This window comes from Variovorax sp. 160MFSha2.1 (assembly GCF_048305075.1).
Classification (GTDB): Bacteria; Pseudomonadota; Gammaproteobacteria; order Burkholderiales; family Burkholderiaceae_C; genus Variovorax; species Variovorax guangxiensis.
This window is the reverse complement of the sequence record NZ_CP157624.1, coordinates 795,991-815,260: the sequence shown is the minus strand read 5'-3', so window position 1 is coordinate 815,260 and position 19,270 is coordinate 795,991. Positions and strand designations below refer to the sequence as shown.

Below are 19,270 nucleotides of genomic sequence, written 5' to 3'. Positions count from 1 at the left end.
AATGTTTCAAACGCAAGCTGCTCAGGCAGCCTGTGCTTCTGCCGGGGCATCGGCGGGTGCAGCTTCGCCACCACCACGCTTCTCGGCCAGCGCCGCGAGAACGCGGGCGGTACGAGAGATCGGGGATTGCATCAAGCCCAGCAGTTGAGCCAGCAGCACTTCCTTCGAAGGGATGTTGGCCAGTTGCTTCACGCCTTCGACGTCCAGGGCCTTGCCACCGAATGCGCCACCGCGAATGACCAGCTTGTCGTTGGTCTTCGCGAAATCGGCCACCACCTTGGCGGCGGCCACAGCGTCTTCGGAGAAGCCATAGATCAGCGGACCGGTCATCTGGTCGCCGACGACCTCGAACGCGCTACCGGCGACAGCACGGCGGGCCAGCGTGTTCTTCAGAACACTCAGGCTCACACCCTTGCTGCGCGCTTCGTTGCGCAGTTTGGTCATATCGGCAACCGTGATGCCACGGTATTCCGCCATCACGAGCGTTTGAGCTTTTGCGGCGAGGCTGGTCACATCGTTGATGACCGCTTCTTTCTCACTGCGATTCAGACTCAAGGTCTACTCCTTTAAATGCGATCTTCGGCAGGGGCCTGGATCGCGCTTCATGCAGCGACCAACTGTCAGGAACAAAAAATCAACTTTCTCGATTCCTTGCAGTGGGGTCGCCATCTGCGCTGGATACCGGACGGGAAGGTCCGGCGTTTAAGTGCAGCACCCTGCACACCAGCGGTCTTGGATGGCCCGCGGCAACCGAAGCCGCCACGACCCACCACATCCGCCCCACCCTTGCGAGGTGGAGCAAATCTCTTTAGCTCGCCGAGATGGTTTGCGTGTCCACGCGGACACCCAGACCCATGGTCGACGACACAGCCACCTTGCGCAGGTACACGCCCTTGCTGGTCGCGGGCTTGGCCTTGACCAGAGCTTCGATCAGCGCAGCGAGGTTGCCCTGCAGCTTGTCGTTGTCGAACGAGCGGCGACCGATCGTGCCGTGCACGATACCGGCCTTGTCGACGCGGAACTGGACCTGGCCGGCCTTGGCGTTCTTCACGGCCGTGGCGACGTCCGGGGTCACGGTGCCGACCTTCGGGTTCGGCATCAGGCCGCGCGGACCCAGCACCTGACCGAGCGTACCGACGACGCGCATGGCGTCCGGTGCGGCGATCACGACGTCGAAGGGCATGTCGCCAGCCTTGACCATGGCAGCCAGGTCGTCCATGCCGACGATGTCGGCGCCGGCGGCCTTGGCTTCTTCTGCCTTGGCGCCTTGGGCGAACACGGCGACGCGCTTGGTCTTGCCGGTGCCGTTGGGCAGCACGACGGCGCCACGCACGACCTGGTCCGACTTCTTGGCGTCGATGCCGAGCTGCACGGCCACGTCGATCGATTCGTCGAACTTGGCGGTGGCGGCTTCCTTGACGATGGTGATCGCGTCAGCCAGCGGGTACAGCTTGGTGCTGTCGACCTTGCCTTCGAGCGACTTCTGCTTCTTGGTGATCTTGGCCATTTACACGCCCTCCACATTCACGCCCATCGAACGGGCCGTACCGGCGATGGTGCGAACCGCGGCGTCCATGTCGGCGGCGGTCAGGTCCTTCATCTTGGTCTTTGCGATCTCTTCGAGCTGCGCGCGCGTGATCTTGCCGACCTTGTCGGTGTGCGGACGTGCGGAACCCTTCTCGAGCTTGATCGCCTTCTTGATCAGCACGCCAGCGGGCGGCGACTTGATGATGAAGGTGAAGCTCTTGTCGGCGAAAGCGGTGATGACCACCGGCAGCGCCAGACCCGGCTCGTAGCTCTGCGTCTGGGCGTTGAACGCCTTGCAGAATTCCATGATGTTCAGACCGCGCTGACCGAGTGCGGGACCGATCGGCGGGGACGGGTTGGCCTTACCAGCTGGCACTTGCAGCTTGATGAAGCCGACGATTTTCTTCGCCATGCTTTTTGCTCCTTGCGGGTGATATCGCTTCGGCTTGCGGCCGAGGCTCCCCGGGGTTAAACGACTCTTCGATCAAGGCCGCGCGCCGAGTCGGACAACGCGCAGCCGGGAATGGTTCGGACCTCGCGGTCCGGGCTCAGGTCTTCTCGACCTGGCCGAATTCGAGTTCCACAGGCGTCGCGCGGCCGAAGATCATGACCGACACGCTGACCTTGCTCTTCTCGTAGTTGACTTCCTCGACGGTGCCGTTGAAGTCGGTGAACGGGCCTTCCTTGACGCGCACGAATTCGCCGACGGTGAATTCGATCTTGTGACGCGGCTTCTCCGTGCCCTGCTGCATCTGGCTGACGATGTCTTCGACCTCTTTCTGCGAGATCGGGGCCGGCCGGTTCTTGGCGCCGCCCACGAAACCCGTCACCTTGTTGGTGTGCTTCACCAGGTGCCAGCTCTCGTCGTCCATGATCATTTCGACCAGAACGTAGCCCGGGAAGAATCGACGCTCGGTGGTGCGCTTCTGGCCATTCTTGATCTCGACCACTTCTTCGGTCGGGACCAGGATGCGGCCGAACTTATCCTGCATGCCGGCGCGGTTGATGCGCTCGGTGATGTTGCGCTCGACGGCCTTCTCCATGCCCGAATAGGCATGCACCACATACCAACGCAGATCAGGGTTGGCGGCAGGAGCCAGCACGGAGGAGCCTTCTTCCTCCGGCGCGCCCGGCGTGGTTTCAACTGCGTCGTCAGTCATTTACTTTCTCCAGCCCAGAATGAGGTCGAAAAATACCCACTCGAGCGTCTTGTCGGTCAGCCAGAGAAAGACGGACATGATCGCCACGAAGGCGAACACGTAGGCCGTCATCTGCATCGCCTCCTTGCGGGTCGGCCAGACGACCTTCCTGACTTCGCGCCACGAATCGCGGCCGAACGCCCAAAGCTGGCGGCCATTCTCCGAACTACCGAAAACAACCACAGCCGCCGCCAGACCGACCAGCAGCGCAGCCCATTGCACCAGCGAGCCCTGGCGCGCCAGCAGATAGAACGCCACGATGGCGCCCACTGCCAGCACCACCGCCGCAGCCAGTTTGGCCTTGTCGGCGCCGGTGCTCACCGTTTCGATTTGAGAAGTGGCCATGTTCGGCTGATTTCCTGTGGCCCTGAGGCCTTCAATTCAATGCGTCTCTTGAGACGCCGAAGCCCGTCGGGACGCGACGGGCTTTTCGGAGTGCCACCTTAAGTGGCAGGGGCAGTAGGAATCGAACCTACAACCTTCGGTTTTGGAGACCGACGCTCTGCCAATTGAGCTATACCCCTCCGGTACTCTTCGCGCCCGCCGTATTACAGGTCGAGGATCTTCGCCACGACGCCCGAACCCACGGTGCGACCGCCTTCGCGGATGGCGAAGCGCAGACCTTCTTCCATGGCGATCGGGGCGATCAGCTTCACGGTGATGCTGACGTTGTCGCCGGGCATGACCATTTCCTTGTCCTTGGGCAGCTCGATCGCGCCGGTCACGTCCGTCGTGCGGAAGTAGAACTGCGGACGGTAGTTGTTGAAGAACGGCGTGTGACGGCCGCCTTCGTCCTTCGACAGAACGTACACCTCGGCGGTGAAGTGCGTGTGCGGCTTGATCGAGCCGGGCTTGCACAGCACCTGGCCGCGCTCGACTTCTTCGCGCTTCGTGCCGCGCAGCAACACGCCCACGTTGTCGCCGGCCTGGCCCTGGTCCAGCAGCTTGCGGAACATTTCCACGCCGGTGCAGGTGGTCTTGACCGTCGGGCGGATGCCCACGATTTCGATTTCTTCACCGACCTTGATCACGCCGCGCTCGACGGCGCCGGTCACCACCGTGCCGCGACCCGAGATCGAGAACACGTCTTCCACGGGCATCAGGAACGTGCCGTCCACGGCGCGCTCGGGCGTCGGGATGTACGTGTCCAGGGCTTCGGCCAGCTTCATGATCGAGCCTTCGCCCAGTTCGCCCTTGTCGCCTTCCAGGGCCAGCTTGGCCGAGCCGTGGATGATGGGGGTGTCGTCGCCGGGGAATTCGTACTTGTCGAGGAGTTCGCGGACTTCCATCTCGACCAGCTCGAGCAGTTCCTTGTCGTCGACCATGTCGCACTTGTTCAGGAACACGATGATGTAGCCCACGCCCACCTGGCGAGCCAGCAGGATGTGTTCACGGGTCTGGGGCATCGGGCCGTCGGCGGCCGAGCACACCAGGATCGCGCCGTCCATCTGGGCAGCGCCGGTGATCATGTTCTTCACGTAGTCGGCGTGACCGGGGCAGTCGACGTGTGCGTAGTGGCGGTTGGCCGTTTCGTACTCGACGTGCGCGGTGTTGATCGTGATGCCGCGTGCCTTTTCTTCAGGCGCAGCGTCGATCTGGTCGTAGGCCTTGGCTTCGCCGCCGAACTTCGACGACAGCACCGTTGCGATCGCAGCCGTCAGCGTGGTCTTGCCGTGGTCGACGTGACCGATCGTGCCCACGTTCACGTGCGGCTTGGTGCGGGTGAATTTACCTTTTGCCATTTTTCGACTCCGAAAAAAACGTTTCCAACGTATGCAGATGGGTTGCAATGCAGCTTTTGCAACCCCCAAAAACTGGTGCCCTTTGCGGGAATCGGACCCGCGACCTCTCCCTTACCAAGGGAGTGCTCTACCACTGAGCCAAAAGGGCTTTATCTAACCATTCGCTTCCGGCGCCGAACCGGGTCTCTGGAGCGGGAGACGGGAATCGAACCCGCGTCATCAGCTTGGAAGGCTGGGGTTCTACCATTGAACTACTCCCGCATCAGGAGCACTCGAGGCACCCAAAGCGCGAAATCCAAACGCTCTTAGAAACCAAATTCATCGCTGGTGGAGAGGGCTGGATTCGAACCAGCGTACTCGTAAGAGGGCAGATTTACAGTCTGCTGCCATTAACCACTCGGCCACCTCTCCGGCGAACCTCGAAATATAGCACGGTTTTGTGACTACCCGGAAACCCATGCATCAACAAAGATGCAGGAAAACCGCTCGAGGCGTTAGCCCACGATTATCGCCTAAGTTTTCACCCCTCCGACCGCTGCGCCTCCCGCCAAGCGCGCGCTTCGCCGAAATGACCGCAGCCGATGAACGGCACGGGCGGCCGCTGAGCCGAAAGAGGCGACGGATGATTCGACATCAGCACCTTATGGCGCCTAACGTCGATCAACGCCCGCTTACTCTGAGCATGAGAGCCCCACAGCATAAAAACAACAGGTTTGGCGCCGTTTGAAACATGCCGAATGACGGCATCCGTCAGCACCTCCCAGCCACGCCCGGAATGGCTGGCTGGCTGGGCCTCCTCGACCGTCAGGCAGGTGTTCAGCAGCAGCACGCCATGCGTGGCCCACTTCACCAGGCTGCCGCCCGGATTCGGAAATGGCGGCGGCGCGGTCCCCAGGTCGCGCTGCAATTCCTTGAAGATGTTGCGCAGCGACGGCGGCAGCGCCACGCCGGGCGCCACGGAAAACGCAAGCCCCTCGGCCTGGCCGCGCCCGTGATACGGATCCTGCCCCAGGATCACCACGCGCACGTCTTCCGGCGGCGTGAGTTCCAGCGCCCTCAGCGGCTGCGGCGGAAAGATCACGGCACCAGCGTCAAGCCGCTCGCGCAGGAAGTCTTGCAGCTTCTGCCCCACGGCACTGCCGAAGAACTCGTCGACCAGCGGCTGCCAGCCCGGGGCCACCGGCCAGTCGGCCGGATTGCTGCTCGACAGCTGATCGGGCCGGCTCATTTGAACAATGCAGCGAGGGCCTCGCCGGGTTCCTTGGCGCGCATGAAAGCCTCGCCGACCAGGAAGGCGTTGACGCCGGCCGCGCGCAAGGTGGCCACGTCCTCGCGCGTGCCGATGCCCGACTCAGTCACCGGCAGGCGATCGGCGGGCAGCTTCGGCAGCAGATCGATGGTCGCCTGTATCGACACCTCGAAGTTGCGCAGATTGCGGTTGTTGATCCCGATCAGCGCCGTCTTCAGCCCGAGCGCGCGGTCCAGCTCGGCCGCGTCGTGCACCTCCACCAACACCGCCATGCCCAGCCCGCGCGCGATGGCTTCGTAGTCCTTCATCTGCGCGTCGTCGAGGCAGGCGGCAATCAGCAGGATCGCGTCGGCACCTATCGCGCGCGACTCATACACCTGGTACGCATCGACGATGAAATCCTTGCGCAGCACCGGCAGCTCGCACGAGGCGCGCGCCTGCTTGAGATAGTCCACGCCGCCCTGAAAGAACTGCTTGTCGGTCAGCACCGAGAGGCAGGCCGCGCTGATCTCGCCATCGCCCTCGGCGTAGCTTTGCGCGATGTCGGCCGGAATGAAGTCCGCGCGCAACACGCCCTTGCTCGGGCTGGCCTTCTTGACTTCGGCGATCACCGCGGCCTGGCCTGCCGCGATCTTGGCTCGCAGCGCGCCTTCGAAGTCGCGCGTCAGCACGCGGCTCTCGGCGTCGAAGCGCACGGCTTCGAGCGGCGTGCGCTTCAGTGCCGCGGCCACTTCCTGGCGCTTGACGGCAACGATCTTGTCGAGGATGTCGGACATGACTTCTGGGTTTCCTGTTCTCTTGAAGCTCAGACGGTCGAGGAGGCCTTGACCAGCTCCGCCAGCTTGGCCTTCGCCGCGCCCGAGGCGATGGCGGCGCGCGAGCGCTCCACGCCCGCCTGCACCGAGTCGACCACGTTCGCCGCGTAAAGCGCCGCCCCGGCGTTCAGCAGCACGATGTCTAGCGCCGGGCCGGCCTGATTGTCGAGCACGGCCAGCAGCATCGCCTTCGACTGTTCAGGCGTCTCCACGCGCAGCGCGCGGTTGCTCGACATCTGGAAGCCGAAGTCCTCGGGATGCAGCTCGTATTCGCGGATCTCGCCATCCTTCAGCTCGCCCACCATGGTCGCCGCGCCGAGCGAGATCTCGTCCATGCCGTCGCGCCCGTAGACCACCACCGCATGTTCGGCACCGAGCCGCTGCAGCGCACGCACCTGGATGCCCACGAGGTCGGGGTGGAACACGCCCATCAGGATGTTCGGAGCGCCGGCCGGGTTGGTCAGCGGCCCGAGGATATTGAAGATGGTCTTGATGCCCAGCTCCTTGCGAACCGGCGCGACGTTCTTCATCGCCGGATGATGGTTCGGCGCGAACATGAAGCCGATGCCGCACTCCTCGATGGAGCGCGCGATCTGCTCGGGCTTGAGGTTGATGTTCACCCCCAGCGACTCCAGCACGTCGGCGCTGCCCGACTTGCTCGACACGCTGCGCCCGCCGTGCTTGCTCACCTTGGCGCCCGCGGCAGCGGCCACGAACATCGAGCAGGTCGAGATGTTGAAGGTGTGCGAGCCGTCGCCGCCCGTGCCCACGATGTCCACGAGGTTCGTCGTGTCCTTCACCGGCACCTTGGTCGACACCTCGCGCATCACCTGCGCGGCGGCGGTGATCTCGCCGATGGTTTCCTTCTTCACGCGCAGGCCGGTGATCAGCGCCGCCATCATCACGGGCGAGCACTCTCCGCTCATGATGAGGCGCACGATGTGCAGCATCTCGTCGTGGAAGACCTCGCGGTGCTCGATGGTGCGCTGCAGCGCTTCCTGGGGGGTGATCATGGAAAGTCTCCTCGAAAAGAATCAGCGGCCGACGCGAACGGCGGCGGGCGCGTCGGTGAACGCGAGCTTGAGGCCGAAGCCGATGAACAGCACGCCGGCGGCGCGGTCGAGCCAGTGCATGCCCTTGCGCACAGCGCTGCGGCGCGCCATCCAGCCCGCCGCCAGCGCCCATCCCACGTTGACGGGAACGGCGTTGAGATTGAACAGCACGCCCAGCAGCACGAAGGCCAGCGCCGTGTTGCCGGTGCCCGGCGCGATGAACTGCGGCACGAAGGCCAGGAAGAACAGCGCGACCTTCGGGTTGAGCACGTTGGTCCAGAAGCCGCCCACGAAGATCGCCTTGAGGCTGCGCTCCCCGCTCACCGCCGCGGCGGCAGCGTCGAGATCGGCGGGCGGCGTGGCGCGCGACATCAGCATGCGCACGCCAAGGTACAGCAGGTAGGCCGCGCCGATGTACTTGAGCACGGTGAAGGCCCCGGCGGAAGTCGCCATCAGCGTGCCCACACCGATGGCGGCAGCGAAGATGTGCACGAAGCACCCTGTCGTGATGCCCAGCCCGGCCACGATGCCGGCGCGCGCGCCCGAACGCAGCGAATTCGTGACCACGTACAGCACGTCGGGCCCCGGCGTGAGGTTCAGCAGCCAGCCGGCGGCGATGAATGCGAGCAGATGCGGAAGATCGGGCATCGCGTTCTCGCCGTTTTCAGGATTTGGCGAAGAAGGCGCGGATCGCGGCAACGGCCCGGTCCACGCCGGCGGCGTCGACATCGAGGTGCGTCACGAAGCGCAGCCGGTAGAGTCCCGTCGCAAGAATGCCCTGCGAATTGAGGCTCGCCAGCAGCTCCGAAGAGCGCGCCTGCGCAGCACCGGTGAGATCGACGAACACGATGTTCGTGTGCGGTGCCTCCACCTTCAGCCCCTCGATGCCTTCGAGCCCCTGCGCCAGGCGCTGTGCCAGCGCGTGGTCGTCAGCAAGGCGGTCGACATGGTGGTCGAGCGCATGCGACGCCGCCGCGGCCAGCAGGCCGGCCTGCCGCATGCCGCCGCCAGCCATCTTGCGGATGCGGTGCGCGCGGGCGATGAACTCGCGCGAACCGACCAGCGCCGAGCCGATCGGCGCACCAAGCCCCTTGCTGAAGCACACCGACACGCTGTCGAAGCACTGCGCGATGCGGCGGGCTTCCGCGCGGATGTCGCCGCCCTTGTTCAGCGCGGCCTGCGCAGTCGCGGCGTTGAAGAGCCGCGCACCGTCCAGGTGCCGCTGCAGTCCCTTGCTCTTCGCGAGATCGGTCGCCGCCTGCACGTATTCGAATGGCAGCAGCTTGCCGCCCAGCGTGTTCTCCAGCGCCAGCAGCCGCGTGCGAGCGAAGTGCGCGTCGTCGGGCTTGATGGCCGCCTCGATCTGCGCGAGCGGCAGCGTGCCGTCAGGCGCGTGGTCGAGCGGCTGCGGCTGCACGCTGCCGAACACCGCCGCGCCACCGCCTTCCCAGCGGTAGCAATGCGCCTGCTGGCCGACGATGTACTCGTCGCCGCGGCCGCAGTGCGACAGGATCGCGCACAGATTGCTCTGCGTGCCGGTGGGCACGAACAGCGCCGCCTCGAAACCCAGCATGGCCGCGATCTTTTCCTGCAGCGCGTTCACGCTCGGATCGGTACCGAAGACGTCGTCGCCCAAGGGCGCAGCCATCATGGCTTCGCGCATCGCGGGCGTGGGTTGGGTGACGGTGTCGCTGCGCAGGTCGACGAAGGAAGTGCGATCGGTGGTCATGGTGGTGGTCAATCCAGAAAGTTCTTGAGCATGGCGTGACCGTGCTCCGTCAAGATCGATTCCGGATGGAACTGCACGCCCTCGATGCGCACATCGTGCGCGAAGCCGGTGTGACGCACGCCCATGATCTCGCCGTCGTCGGTCCAGGCGGTGACAGCCAGCGCCTTCGGGCAGCTCTCGCGCTCGATGGAAAGCGAGTGGTAGCGGTTGACGACGAACCTCTGCGGCAGCCCCGCGAACACGCCTTCCTGCGTGGTCGTGATCTCGCTGGTCTTGCCGTGCATGAGCTGCTGCGCGCGCACGATCTTGCCGCCGAAGGCCGCGCCGATCGCCTGATGGCCCAGGCACACGCCAAGAATGGGCAGCTTGCCCGCGAAGGCCTCGATGGCCGCCACCGACACACCCGCCTCCGCCGGCGAGCAAGGCCCCGGCGACACCACCAGCCGCGTCACGCCCGAAGCGATCAGCTCGCCGATCTGCTCGACCGTGATCTCGTCGTTGCGGTGCACCTGCACGTCCGCACCCAGTTCGCCGAAGTACTGGACGATGTTGTAGGTGAAGCTGTCGTAGTTGTCGATCATCAGGAGCTTCATTTTTCGAGGCCCTCCGAATCCGGACTTCCGAACGCAGAAGTCGCGAAGGTTTCGCAGAAATCGCAGAAGGAATTCAAAAAGAAGGTCTTCATAGCTTGTTCACCACCCGATGGATTCCCTTGACGACGGGGAAGGTATGGAAGTTGATCAGCAGGCCCAGCTTCATGCCGGAGACGCGCAGATACGACAGCAACTGCGCACGATGCGCCTCGCTGACGGCATCCATGGCCCTGAGTTCGAGCAGCACGCTGCCCTCGATCACGAAGTCTGCGCGGTATGCGATGCCCAGCGGGCGCCCCTTGTAGACCGCCTCGATCGGGACTTCGCGTTCGAACGCCAACTCGCGCTCATGGAGTTCGATCGCCATCGCAGCCGCATAGGCGCTTTCCAGAAGTCCCGTGCCAAGCACACGTTGAACCTCGACCGCCGCGCCGATGACATCGTGCGAACAGTCATTTTCAAAACCTGGCGGTTCCTTCTGCGACCTCTGCGAAACCTTCGCGCCCTCTGCGTTCGGCTGCCCGTATCCCACGCCACTCATTCCAACCCCTCCTCGACCAGTTCCGCCGCCCGCAGCAGCGCCCGAGCCTTGGCCTCGGTTTCCTTCCACTCCAGCTCGGGCACCGAGTCGGCCACCACGCCGGCCGCGGCCTGCACGTGCAGCATCTGGTCCTTCACGATGCCGGTGCGGATCGCGATGGCCACGTCCATGTCGCCCGCGTAGCTGATGTAGCCGCAGGCGCCGCCGTACAGGCCGCGCTTAGTGGGCTCCAGTTCGTCGATAAGCTCCATCGCATGCACCTTCGGCGCGCCGGTCAGCGTACCGGCCGGGAAGGTGGCCTTGAGCACGTCGATGGCGGTCATGCCGTCCTTCAGCGTGCCTTCGACGTTGCTCACGATGTGCATCACGTGGCTGTAGCGCTCCACCGCGAAGGCTTCCGTCACTTTCACGCTGCCGGTCTTGGCGATGCGGCCGATGTCGTTGCGCGCGAGGTCGATCAGCATCACGTGCTCGGCGCGTTCCTTCGGGTCGTTGATGAGTTCCACCTCGGCCGCCTTGTCGAGCTCCAGCGACGCGCCGCGCGGGCGGGTGCCGGCCAGCGGGCGGATGGTGATCTTCTGCTCGCCCTCGCCGGTGTTCTCCTGGCGCACCAGGATCTCGGGCGAAGCGCCCACCACGTGGAAGTCGCCGAGGTTGTAGTAGTACATGTAGGGCGAGGGGTTCAGCGAACGCAGCGCACGGTACAGCGACAGCGGCGACTCCGTGTAGCGCTTGCTGATGCGCTGGCCCACCTGCACCTGCATGAAGTCGCCGGCGGCGATCATTTCCTTGGCGCGCTCCACGGCCGCGAGGTAGTCGGCCTTGGCGAAGCTACGCTCGGGTGGATGCGGCTGCGTCGGCTTCACGATGGGCGCGCTCACCGAATACTTGAGCTTTTCCTTCAGCTCGCGCAGGCGGCGCTTGCCCACCGCATAGGCCTCGGGCTGCTTCGGATCGGCATAGACGATGAGGTACAGCTTGCCCGAGAGGTTGTCGATGACCGCCAGTTCCTCGCACTGCAGCAGCAGGATGTCGGGGCAGCCCAGCGCGTCGGGCGGGCATGTCTTCTCGAGCTTGCGCTCGATGTGGCGCACGGTGTCGTAGCCGAAGTAGCCGGCAAGGCCGCCGCAGAAGCGCGGCAGGCCCGGGCGCAGCGCGACCTTGAAGCGCTTCTGGTACTCGGCGACGAAATCGAGCGGATTGCCGCGGATGGTCTCGACCACCTGCCCGTCGGTCACCACCTCGGTGACGGCTTCGGCGCCGAAGCCGCTGGCGCGCAGCAGCGTGCGCGCCGGCAGCCCGATGAAGCTGTAGCGCCCGAAGCGCTCGCCGCCCACCACCGATTCGAGCAGGAAGCTGTGCTTGCCGCCACCTTGCGAATGGGCCAGCTTGAGGTAGAGGGAAAGAGGAGTCTCGAGGTCGGCGAAGGCCTCGGCCATCAGCGGAATGCGGTTGTAGCCCTGGGCGCTGAGGCTCTTGAATTCAAGTTCGGTGATCACGGATTCGTTCTCCAGTTGCCTGCGGCGCTCCTTCGGCCGGCGGCAAGGTCATTCACGGGTTGGCCCGGTGCCGGCGAGCGTGCCGGTCCGGAACCGCGGGCGCACGGCGTGCGCCGCGCAATCAAACAGTCAGCGAAGTATGGCGACGCCAGGGCCAGGCTCCCCGGCTGCCTTCACCTGTTTGAATGACGTGATGAACGAACATATGAGCAGCGGAGTTTAGCCCACGAAAACGCCCGAGCGTGCAACCGGGCGCATCGGCGGTGGCTTTCAGGGTTCCCCCGAAGCCGAAGGAGTAGAACAAAAAGATACATTCGAACGATCGTTCGCAAATTTCCAAGGAGACAGCGTTGACCGCCCTTCCGCTCACGACCGTGTTCCCTCGCCTCGTCCTGGCCGCCTGCCTCGCCGCCGCCAGCCTCGGTGTGCCGGCCGCACAGGTCGACGTAGGTGGCGTCAAGCTCGAAGACCAGCTGGATCTGCGTGGCGCGCCCCTCGTGCTTAATGGCGCGGGCATCCGCTACAAGGCCATCTTCAAGGTCTACACGGCCGGCCTCTACGTGGGCAAGAAGGTGTCGACGCCCGAGGAAGCACTGGCCGCGCCCGGCCCCAAGCGCGTGGCCATCACGATGCTGCGCGACATCGACGCGAACGAGCTCGGCAAGCTCTTCACCAAGGGCGTGGAAGACAACTCGCCCAAGAGCGAGATGGTCAACCTCATTCCGGGCCTGCTGCGCATGGGCCAGATGTTCGCCGACCAGAAACAGTTGAAGACCGGCGACACCTTCACCATCGACTGGCTGCCCGGCACCGGCACTCTGATCACCGTGCGCGGCGTGCCCCAGCCCGATCCGATCAAGGAGCAGGCTTTCTTCAACGCGCTGTTGCGCATCTGGCTGGGCCCGAACCCGGCCGACTGGAAGCTGAAGGACGCGCTGCTCGGCAAGCAGTAACTGGCGCTTCTACCGCGCAGCGGCCGGCGCCAACTCGGCCAGCGAATCGACGAAACCGTCGGCATCCACGCCGCGCACCGGCTCGCCGTGGTTGTAGCCGTAGGTCACCAGCACCACGGGACAACCGGCCGCACGCGCGGCGCGCGCGTCGTTGCTCGAGTCGCCGACCATCAGCGTGCGCTCAGGTGCCGTGCCCATCGCCTCGCAGGTCTTCAGCAGCGGCAGCGGATCGGGCTTCTTGCGCTCGAAGGCGTCGCCGCCGAACACAAGCTCGAAGAAGCCGTCGAGCCCCTTGTCGGCCAGCAGCGGCTTGGCGAACGAGGTCGGCTTGTTGGTGAGGCACGCCAGCCTCAGGCCTTGTGCGCGCAGCGCTTTCAGCCCTTCGATCACGCCGGGGTACACCGCCGAATGCCGCCCGTTGATGGCGAGGTAGTGATGCTGGTAACGCTCCCAGGCCCGGTCGAACAGCGCACGCGCCTTCGCGTCGGCCTCCGCGGCATCGGCGACGGCCGGCCCCATCACGTGCACGAGCGCGGAATGGATCAGGTGCTCCGAGCCCTTGCCCACCATCTTCTCGATGGCGGAAGGCGCCACGTGCGGCAGCGAGAGATCGTCGAGCATGCGGTTGAGCGAGGCGGCGAAGTCGCCCAGCGTGTCGACCATGGTGCCGTCGAGGTCGACGATGGCGGCGTCGAAGCGGGTGCGGGAGAGGCTGATGGAGTTCAAGGACGCGCGAGCAGAGTTGCGAGGGATTCCCGGCACTCTATCCGAGCAGCACCCAAACCTCAGTGCCGCCGGAATCAAGCCCGCAACAACTGCCCACCTCCTGGCGTGGTCGAAGGCGGCCTCCGCCTCAGCCGCCCTCCTCGACGAAAGCCTCCTCGCGCTTGGAGCGTATGGACGGCAGCAGCACGATCAGCAGCAGGATGAGCGCGGCGACCAGCAGGCCCGCCGAGATCGGCCGCGACACGAACACGCTCCAGTCGCCGCGCGACAGCAGCAGTGCGCGGCGCAGGTTCTCCTCCATCATCGGCCCGAGGATCAGCCCCAGCAGCAATGGCGCCGGCTCGCAGCCCAGCTTGATGAAGGTGTAGCCCACCACGCCGAAGATCGCGACCAGCCAGATGTCGAAGACGTTGTTGTTGGTCGAGTAGACGCCGATGGCGCAGAACAGCACGATGGCCGGGAACAGCCACCGGTAGGGAATCGTCAGCAGCTTGATCCACAGCCCGATGAGCGGCAGGTTCAGGATCACCAGCATCAGGTTGCCGATCCACATCGAGGCGATCAGGCCCCAGAAGAGCTCCGGATTGCTGGTCATGACCTGCGGGCCGGGCTGGATGTTGTGGATGGTCATCGCACCGACCATCAACGCCATCACCGGATTGGGCGGAATGCCCAGCGTGAGCATCGGAATGAAGGAAGTCTGCGCGCCCGCGTTGTTGGCGGCTTCAGGGCCCGCAACGCCGCGGATGTTGCCTTTGCCGAAGGTGACCTCGCCCGGCTTGAGCTTGATCTTCTTCTCCAGCGTATACGCCGCGAAGGCCGACAGCAGCGCACCGCCGCCTGGCAGGATGCCCAGGGAGGAGCCCAGCGCCGTGCCGCGCAGCACCGCGGGGAGCATGCGCCGGAAGTCTTCCTTCGTCGGCATCAGGCCCGAGACCTTCGCCGTGAACACCTCCCGCTCGTCCTCCGGCCTGGCCAGGTTGGCGATGATCTCGCCGTAGCCGAACACGCCCATCGCGATGGCGATGAACCCCAGGCCGTCCGTGAGTTCGGGGATGTCGAAGCTGTAGCGCGCAACGCCGGAGTTGACGTCGGTGCCCACCAGTCCGAGCAGCAGACCCACCATGATCATGCAGATCGCCTTGAGCAGCGAGCCCGAGGCCAGCACCACGGCGCCGATGAGGCCCAGGATCATCAGCGAGAAGTATTCGGCCGGGCCGAACTTGAAGGCGATCTCCGTCAGCGGAGGCGCGAATGCGGCCAGGATCAGAGTGCCCACGCAGCCTGCGAAGAACGACCCCAGGCCGGCCGCGGCAAGCGCCGGCCCTCCCCTGCCCTGCTTGGCCATCTGATGGCCGTCGATCACAGTGACCACGGAAGACGATTCGCCCGGCAGGTTCACCAGGATCGCGGTGGTCGAGCCGCCGTACTGCGAGCCGTAGTAGATGCCGGCCAGCATGATCAGCGCCGCCACCGGCGGCAGCGCATAGGTGGCGGGCAGCAGCATGGCGATGGTGGCCGTCGGGCCGATGCCGGGCAGCACGCCGATCAGCGTGCCCAGCAGGCAGCCGATGAATGCGTACAGGATGTTCTGCAGCGATACGGCCGTTGCGAAGCCGAGCGAGAGGTTGTTGATCAGGTCGGTCATGGCGCCTTCTCCCTTCAGCCGCTGATGAAGGTCGGCCAGACCTGAAACTGCAGCTTCAGCCCGACGATGAATGTGAGGTAGCTGCCCACGGCCAGCACGGTCGCGAGGATCAGCGAAAGCTTCATCGAGAAGTTCGCCCCCGCCATGCAGGCGACGACGACGAGCGCGTAGATCGCGACGATCAGACCCATGGCCGGCAGCCCGATGTTGTGCAGGCCCGCCAGCAGGACTCCGAACAACAGGTTCGCGCCGATGATGAAGCCCAGCGGCTTCCATGCGATCTTTCCTACGGGATCTCCATCGGCGGTCTTCATGGTGAATGCGCTGGCGATCACCACCAGCCCCAGCACCGTCAGCAGCGTGCCGATGATCAGCGGGAAATAGCCGGGGCCCATGCGGGCCGCGCTGCCGACGTTGTAGTTGTTGGCCCCGATCGCGAAGGCCGCTCCGACGCAGGTGAACATGAGGCCTGAGAAGAAAGTCTTCTGGCTCTGGATCCGCATAGGCAATTTCTCTTTCCGATGAATGGATTTCGCCCCGCGCACCGCCACAGGACAACGGCGCCGGACAAGGAGGATGCGTGCAACGGGCAGCGCGGAGGCGCGATGCCTCCTGGTCAGGTTGCAGACAGGTACCTCATGCTATGAGGTTTAATAGATCATGTTGTGAGTAATTACCCCATGCGTCTTCCAGGGCCGCTGCTACATTGGCCGCTTCGACACATGACACCAACAAGACGTCAATGGCCAGCCAACCGCGCAGCATCGAGAAGCACCAGCTCGAGGCGCTCTCCGACTTCAGATTCAGGCTGCGCAGCTTCCTGCGCTTCAGCGAGGACGCCGCGCGCGCCGAGGGCATCACCGTGCTGCAGTACCAGCTGATGCTCCACACCCAGGCCTTCCCGGGCCGGGAATGGGCGACGGTCAGCGAGATCGCCGAGCGCCTGCAGGCTCAGCTTCACGGCGTGGTCGCGCTCGTCTCGCGCTGCGAGGAAGCCGGCCTTGTCAAGCGAAAGCCCAGCACCACCGACCGGCGCCAGGTCGAGGTTCATCTGCTGGCAGCCGGGCGCAGGAAGCTGGAAAAGCTCGCGCTTCTGCACCAGGGGCAGATTGCCGATCTCACGGAGGTCGTTGCGCTTGTTGGAAAAGCCCGTAAATAGCCTCGGCATCCGTTTTCAGCGGAGTCCGAGTTCAGCTGTCCTGCGGCGATCGTGCCTCGCCGGGGTTTTCAAACTGTTTCAAAAACCGTAGTTGCCATGCCTCGGAAACTTTTCGGGGCCTTTTGCACACCTATGACGCATTGTTTGAAAAACCCAACAACGAGGAACACTCCATGCGTCTCACGACGAAGGGCGGCTTCGCCTTGACGGCCATGATCGATGTCGCGATGCGCGAGCAGGATGGCCCGGTGCCACTGGCGTCGATCAGCAAGCGCCAGCACATTGCCCGCTCGTCGCTCGAACTCCTGTTCAGCAAGCTGCGCCAGCATGCGCTGATCAAGGCGACACGCGGACCGGGCGGCGGCTACACCTTGACGCGCAGGGCATCCGAAATCACGGTGGCGGACATCCTTGCCTCGGTCGACGGCCAGCCGCTGTCCGACGCCGAAGACTCGTCGAAAAAGGGCGAGGCCGGCGGCAAGGGCTGCTATTCCACCGAGGCGCTGTGGGCCTCCGCCAAGCATCACGTGATGGAGTTCCTGGGCTCGGTCACGCTGCAGAGCCTGGTCGAAGACCAGCTCGCCAAGGGTGTGCGCGTGGAGCACGAGCCGTCGCAGCCGAAGAGGAAGGAAGCCCCGCTGAGCCCCGCCGCATTGCCGCTGCGCGTGAACGCACCCAATTCGGTGTTCGCGTGGAACGGCGTCTTCGCCAAGCGCTGAAGAACACTGCAACAACGCTCTCCTGACGATGCCCCGCTGGCTGCTGTCGCTGCTGCTCGTGCTCGCACTGGGCTGCCAGAGCTTTGCCGCTCTGGCCCAGTCGCACGAGGCGGCGATGGCGCCGGTCGTCGCCGGGCTCCATCCGTCGAGCCCCAGCCCCCATTGCGAGGCACCGGCCGAGCCGTTCACCACGCTGGAAGAGCGCTCGCCGGCCACCGAACTCGCGCCGGACCTCTCCGAAATCTGCGGACTGCGCAACGCCACGTTGCACCACGCCGCGTGGCGTGACGCGCCACCGCCGCAGCACTCTCACACGCCCGCATCCCGCGTGCCACCGGTTCCACTGAAACCGCCGCGCATGCGCATCGCCGCCTAGGCGAGAGAGGGTGCGGGTCCGCCCGCATCCCTTTCCTTTTCCACTTTCACGAATCCTCGCGATGCGCGACGTGCGGGCCACTGTGCCCGCGCGTCGCGTTCGTCGTCGTCCCGCGCGAGCGTGTCCGGCGCGGGCATCCAGCCCCATTCACCCAATCGATTCCTGTCATTCATGAGCGAACTCTCACTGATCATCTTCGGCGCCTGCCTCCTGCTGCTTTACCTGGCTTGGCGCGAACGCCTCGTCTCGAACCACCGCGATGCCGGCCTGCTCGCCGGCGTGGCCGCCTTCGCGGGCGTGGCGGGCATCGTGTCGCTGGCGGTGTGACGGCGCCGCAAGCTGCCCGGCGGCGACGCTGGATCGCCGCCGGGCTCGCCGTCGCGGCAGCGGCAGGCGCCTGCACCGACGGCTATCCCACCAGGGACGCGCCCGCCGCCGGCGACATGAGCGCCGCGGAGCACGTCCACGCGCTCAACGACATGCTGCGCCATGAGGCGCGCAGCGTGGACGCGAGGCTGACGCTGGCGACGCCGTGCATCCTGCGGCTCGCGACCACCGCGCCCGGCGCGCACGAATCCACCGCCTCGCTGCGGCTGGAGACGCTGCACATCGCCTTCTCGGTGGACGAGCGCTACCGGGTGAACCTGGCCCCGGCCGCCAACCGGCCGGCCGCGCGCGACCACCGATTCGTGGTGGACGGCTGGCAGGACGCGGTCGCGTTCCGCTCGCACCTGCAGCAGCTGCAGATGGCCTGCGTGGCGTCGAAGGACTGAACCGGGATTTCCTTGCGATGCGCATTGCGGGTTTGCGCATCTCGTTCGGCAACCGGATGAACGCCACTGAATTGCCAGTGGCGCCATCCGGAGATTGCCTTGGTTTTCCTTCCCGCACACCGCCGCGCGGCCTGCGTCCGCCTGTCCGACATCGCATTCACGCTGCTCGCCATCCTGGCGATCGGCGCGCTGGTCCCCGCCTGCGGGGGCAACAGCCACAACCACAACACCGGCAACAACAAGGCCTCCGTGCGACAGCCGGCGCACGCGGTCTCTTCGACAGCCCAGCCGGACCCGCAGGCCCAGCGCGACTGCACCGTCACCTTCGAGGGCGACTCGATCCTGCACGGCGGCTACGCCGCCAACAGGCGCTTCGACGAGCCGCCCGCCGCGATGCTCAAGCGCCTGCGCCCCGCCTACACGGTGATCGACAACAGCGAGCCGGGCGCCACCGCCACCCGGCGCGCGCCGGCGTTCTCCACGGCGCCGCTCACCACGCACTTCGTGGTGCTGCAGCACGGCATCAACGACGCGATGTCTGGCCAGCCCTACGAGCCCGCGCTGCGCCGCATGGTCGCGCACGTGCAGGCCGAGGGGCGCACCCCGGTCATCACCGGGCTCAGCCGGCAGCCGCTCACCGCGACGGGCAGGGACGAGGCCGACGCCATCGCCCGCAGGGTGGCCGGCGAGACGGGGGCGCTCTTCGCCGACTGGGGCGCCGTGTCCTTCAAGCCCGCCGAGATGGCCGACGTGCTGCATCCCGCGCCTGCCTACAGCGAGCGGCTGGTCGGTCGCATCGTGCTCATGCTGGACAAGGCCGCGCCCGAATGCCGGGCCTGACGCCCGGATTTTTTCGGCCCGCCATTACGGGTTTTGCGGGCCTCGTCCGGCAAGGGAGTGCATTCACCCGAGACCGAAAAGAGGAGCCGCCTCCCCATGCTTCAGAACCCCCGTCATCGCTTTCAGGCAC

24 protein-coding genes and 4 tRNA genes are annotated in these 19,270 nt (G+C 65.3%); 7 read left to right on the top strand and 21 right to left on the bottom strand.

What is annotated here, in order from left to right; genetic code table 11:
- Positions 1–21: 21 nt before the first annotated feature.
- The 18 genes from rplJ to trpE all read right to left on the bottom strand — a co-directional run bounded on the left by rplJ (position 22) and on the right by trpE (position 11,946).
- A complete protein-coding gene (gene rplJ / locus ABL838_RS03590; protein WP_126021691.1) occupies positions 22–555 on the bottom strand; it encodes a 50S ribosomal protein L10 in 534 nt (177 codons plus the stop codon).
- Positions 556–808: 253 nt separating this feature from the next.
- Positions 809–1,507: a 50S ribosomal protein L1 gene (rplA, locus tag ABL838_RS03585; protein ID WP_126021692.1), complete on the bottom strand. Its 699-nt coding sequence runs from the start codon at positions 1,505–1,507 to the stop codon at positions 809–811.
- Positions 1,508–1,939 (bottom strand): 50S ribosomal protein L11, encoded by a 432-nt coding sequence (rplK, locus tag ABL838_RS03580; protein ID WP_093206996.1) that lies wholly within the window; start codon positions 1,937–1,939, stop codon positions 1,508–1,510.
- Between the two features lie 136 nt (positions 1,940–2,075).
- Positions 2,076–2,687 (bottom strand): transcription termination/antitermination protein NusG, encoded by a 612-nt coding sequence (nusG, locus tag ABL838_RS03575; protein ID WP_418118993.1) that lies wholly within the window; start codon positions 2,685–2,687, stop codon positions 2,076–2,078.
- Positions 2,688–3,071, bottom strand: a complete 384-nt coding sequence (secE, locus tag ABL838_RS03570; RefSeq protein WP_126021694.1) for a preprotein translocase subunit SecE — start codon at positions 3,069–3,071, stop codon at positions 2,688–2,690.
- A gap of 103 nt (positions 3,072–3,174) precedes the next feature.
- Positions 3,175–3,250, bottom strand: a tRNA-Trp gene (locus tag ABL838_RS03565).
- 24 nt (positions 3,251–3,274) lie between these two features.
- Entirely contained in the window at positions 3,275–4,468 is a 1,194-nt protein-coding gene (gene tuf, locus ABL838_RS03560) for an elongation factor Tu (RefSeq protein ID WP_093210122.1), read from the bottom strand.
- 73 nt (positions 4,469–4,541) lie between these two features.
- Positions 4,542–4,616: transfer RNA gene (locus ABL838_RS03555), tRNA-Thr, on the bottom strand.
- A 39-nt stretch (positions 4,617–4,655) separates the two neighbouring features.
- Positions 4,656–4,729, bottom strand: a tRNA-Gly gene (locus ABL838_RS03550).
- 64 nt (positions 4,730–4,793) lie between these two features.
- Positions 4,794–4,879 (bottom strand) — tRNA-Tyr (locus ABL838_RS03545).
- A 109-nt stretch (positions 4,880–4,988) separates the two neighbouring features.
- Positions 4,989–5,696 carry a uracil-DNA glycosylase gene (locus ABL838_RS03540; protein WP_418118992.1) on the bottom strand — a complete coding sequence of 236 codons (708 nt, stop codon included), beginning with the start codon at positions 5,694–5,696 and terminating at the stop codon, positions 4,989–4,991.
- Positions 5,693–6,493 (bottom strand): indole-3-glycerol phosphate synthase TrpC, encoded by an 801-nt coding sequence (trpC, locus tag ABL838_RS03535; RefSeq protein WP_369659768.1) that lies wholly within the window; start codon positions 6,491–6,493, stop codon positions 5,693–5,695. Before trpC ends, ABL838_RS03540 begins: the two co-directional genes overlap by 4 nt.
- 29 nt (positions 6,494–6,522) lie before the next feature.
- Positions 6,523–7,545: an anthranilate phosphoribosyltransferase gene (gene trpD / locus ABL838_RS03530; protein ID WP_126025765.1), complete on the bottom strand. Its 1,023-nt coding sequence runs from the start codon at positions 7,543–7,545 to the stop codon at positions 6,523–6,525.
- Positions 7,546–7,566: 21 nt separating this feature from the next.
- Positions 7,567–8,232 (bottom strand): LysE family translocator, encoded by a 666-nt coding sequence (locus tag ABL838_RS03525; RefSeq protein WP_418124169.1) that lies wholly within the window; start codon positions 8,230–8,232, stop codon positions 7,567–7,569.
- Positions 8,233–8,248: 16 nt separating this feature from the next.
- Positions 8,249–9,313, bottom strand: a complete 1,065-nt coding sequence (gene ltaE / locus ABL838_RS03520; protein ID WP_418124167.1) for a low-specificity L-threonine aldolase — start codon at positions 9,311–9,313, stop codon at positions 8,249–8,251.
- A gap of 8 nt (positions 9,314–9,321) precedes the next feature.
- Complete coding sequence (locus tag ABL838_RS03515) at positions 9,322–9,906, bottom strand: aminodeoxychorismate/anthranilate synthase component II (RefSeq protein WP_093208994.1); 585 nt, start codon at positions 9,904–9,906, stop codon at positions 9,322–9,324.
- Positions 9,907–9,994: 88 nt separating this feature from the next.
- Positions 9,995–10,447 carry a GxxExxY protein gene (locus tag ABL838_RS03510; protein ID WP_369659772.1) on the bottom strand — a complete coding sequence of 151 codons (453 nt, stop codon included), beginning with the start codon at positions 10,445–10,447 and terminating at the stop codon, positions 9,995–9,997.
- A complete protein-coding gene (gene trpE / locus ABL838_RS03505) occupies positions 10,444–11,946 on the bottom strand; it encodes an anthranilate synthase component I (RefSeq protein WP_418124164.1) in 1,503 nt (500 codons plus the stop codon). The genes ABL838_RS03510 and trpE overlap by 4 nt, the downstream gene beginning before the upstream one ends.
- Before the next feature lie 350 nt (positions 11,947–12,296).
- Here trpE and ABL838_RS03500 point away from each other — a divergent pair, with 350 nt between their 5' ends.
- Complete coding sequence (locus ABL838_RS03500; RefSeq protein ID WP_369659774.1) at positions 12,297–12,899, top strand: chalcone isomerase family protein; 603 nt, start codon at positions 12,297–12,299, stop codon at positions 12,897–12,899.
- 9 nt (positions 12,900–12,908) lie between these two features.
- On the opposite strand, the gene gph is transcribed toward ABL838_RS03500, so the two are convergent.
- From gph to ABL838_RS03485, 3 genes are all read right to left on the bottom strand, one after another.
- Positions 12,909–13,562: a phosphoglycolate phosphatase gene (gene gph / locus ABL838_RS03495; protein WP_418125829.1), complete on the bottom strand. Its 654-nt coding sequence runs from the start codon at positions 13,560–13,562 to the stop codon at positions 12,909–12,911.
- A 190-nt stretch (positions 13,563–13,752) separates the two neighbouring features.
- Positions 13,753–15,273: a tripartite tricarboxylate transporter permease gene (locus ABL838_RS03490; RefSeq protein WP_126025758.1), complete on the bottom strand. Its 1,521-nt coding sequence runs from the start codon at positions 15,271–15,273 to the stop codon at positions 13,753–13,755.
- A gap of 14 nt (positions 15,274–15,287) precedes the next feature.
- Complete coding sequence (locus ABL838_RS03485) at positions 15,288–15,776, bottom strand: tripartite tricarboxylate transporter TctB family protein (protein ID WP_418124162.1); 489 nt, start codon at positions 15,774–15,776, stop codon at positions 15,288–15,290.
- A 239-nt stretch (positions 15,777–16,015) separates the two neighbouring features.
- Here ABL838_RS03485 and ABL838_RS03480 point away from each other — a divergent pair, with 239 nt between their 5' ends.
- From ABL838_RS03480 to ABL838_RS03455, 6 genes are all read left to right on the top strand, one after another.
- The gene (locus ABL838_RS03480; RefSeq protein ID WP_126025756.1) at positions 16,016–16,432 is read left to right on the top strand and encodes a MarR family winged helix-turn-helix transcriptional regulator; all 417 of its coding nucleotides are present in this window, start codon (positions 16,016–16,018) and stop codon (positions 16,430–16,432) included.
- A gap of 173 nt (positions 16,433–16,605) precedes the next feature.
- Positions 16,606–17,151: an Rrf2 family transcriptional regulator gene (locus ABL838_RS03475; protein WP_184639874.1), complete on the top strand. Its 546-nt coding sequence runs from the start codon at positions 16,606–16,608 to the stop codon at positions 17,149–17,151.
- A 28-nt stretch (positions 17,152–17,179) separates the two neighbouring features.
- Positions 17,180–17,527, top strand: coding sequence for a hypothetical protein (locus tag ABL838_RS03470; protein ID WP_418124160.1), 348 nt, complete (start codon positions 17,180–17,182; stop codon positions 17,525–17,527).
- Positions 17,528–17,698: 171 nt separating this feature from the next.
- Positions 17,699–17,854: a hypothetical protein gene (locus ABL838_RS03465; protein WP_184639877.1), complete on the top strand. Its 156-nt coding sequence runs from the start codon at positions 17,699–17,701 to the stop codon at positions 17,852–17,854.
- Entirely contained in the window at positions 17,851–18,300 is a 450-nt protein-coding gene (locus ABL838_RS03460; protein ID WP_418124159.1) for a hypothetical protein, read from the top strand. The genes ABL838_RS03465 and ABL838_RS03460 overlap by 4 nt, the downstream gene beginning before the upstream one ends.
- A 99-nt stretch (positions 18,301–18,399) precedes the next feature.
- Positions 18,400–19,140: an SGNH/GDSL hydrolase family protein gene (locus ABL838_RS03455; RefSeq protein WP_418124157.1), complete on the top strand. Its 741-nt coding sequence runs from the start codon at positions 18,400–18,402 to the stop codon at positions 19,138–19,140.
- Positions 19,141–19,270 lie beyond the last annotated feature (130 nt).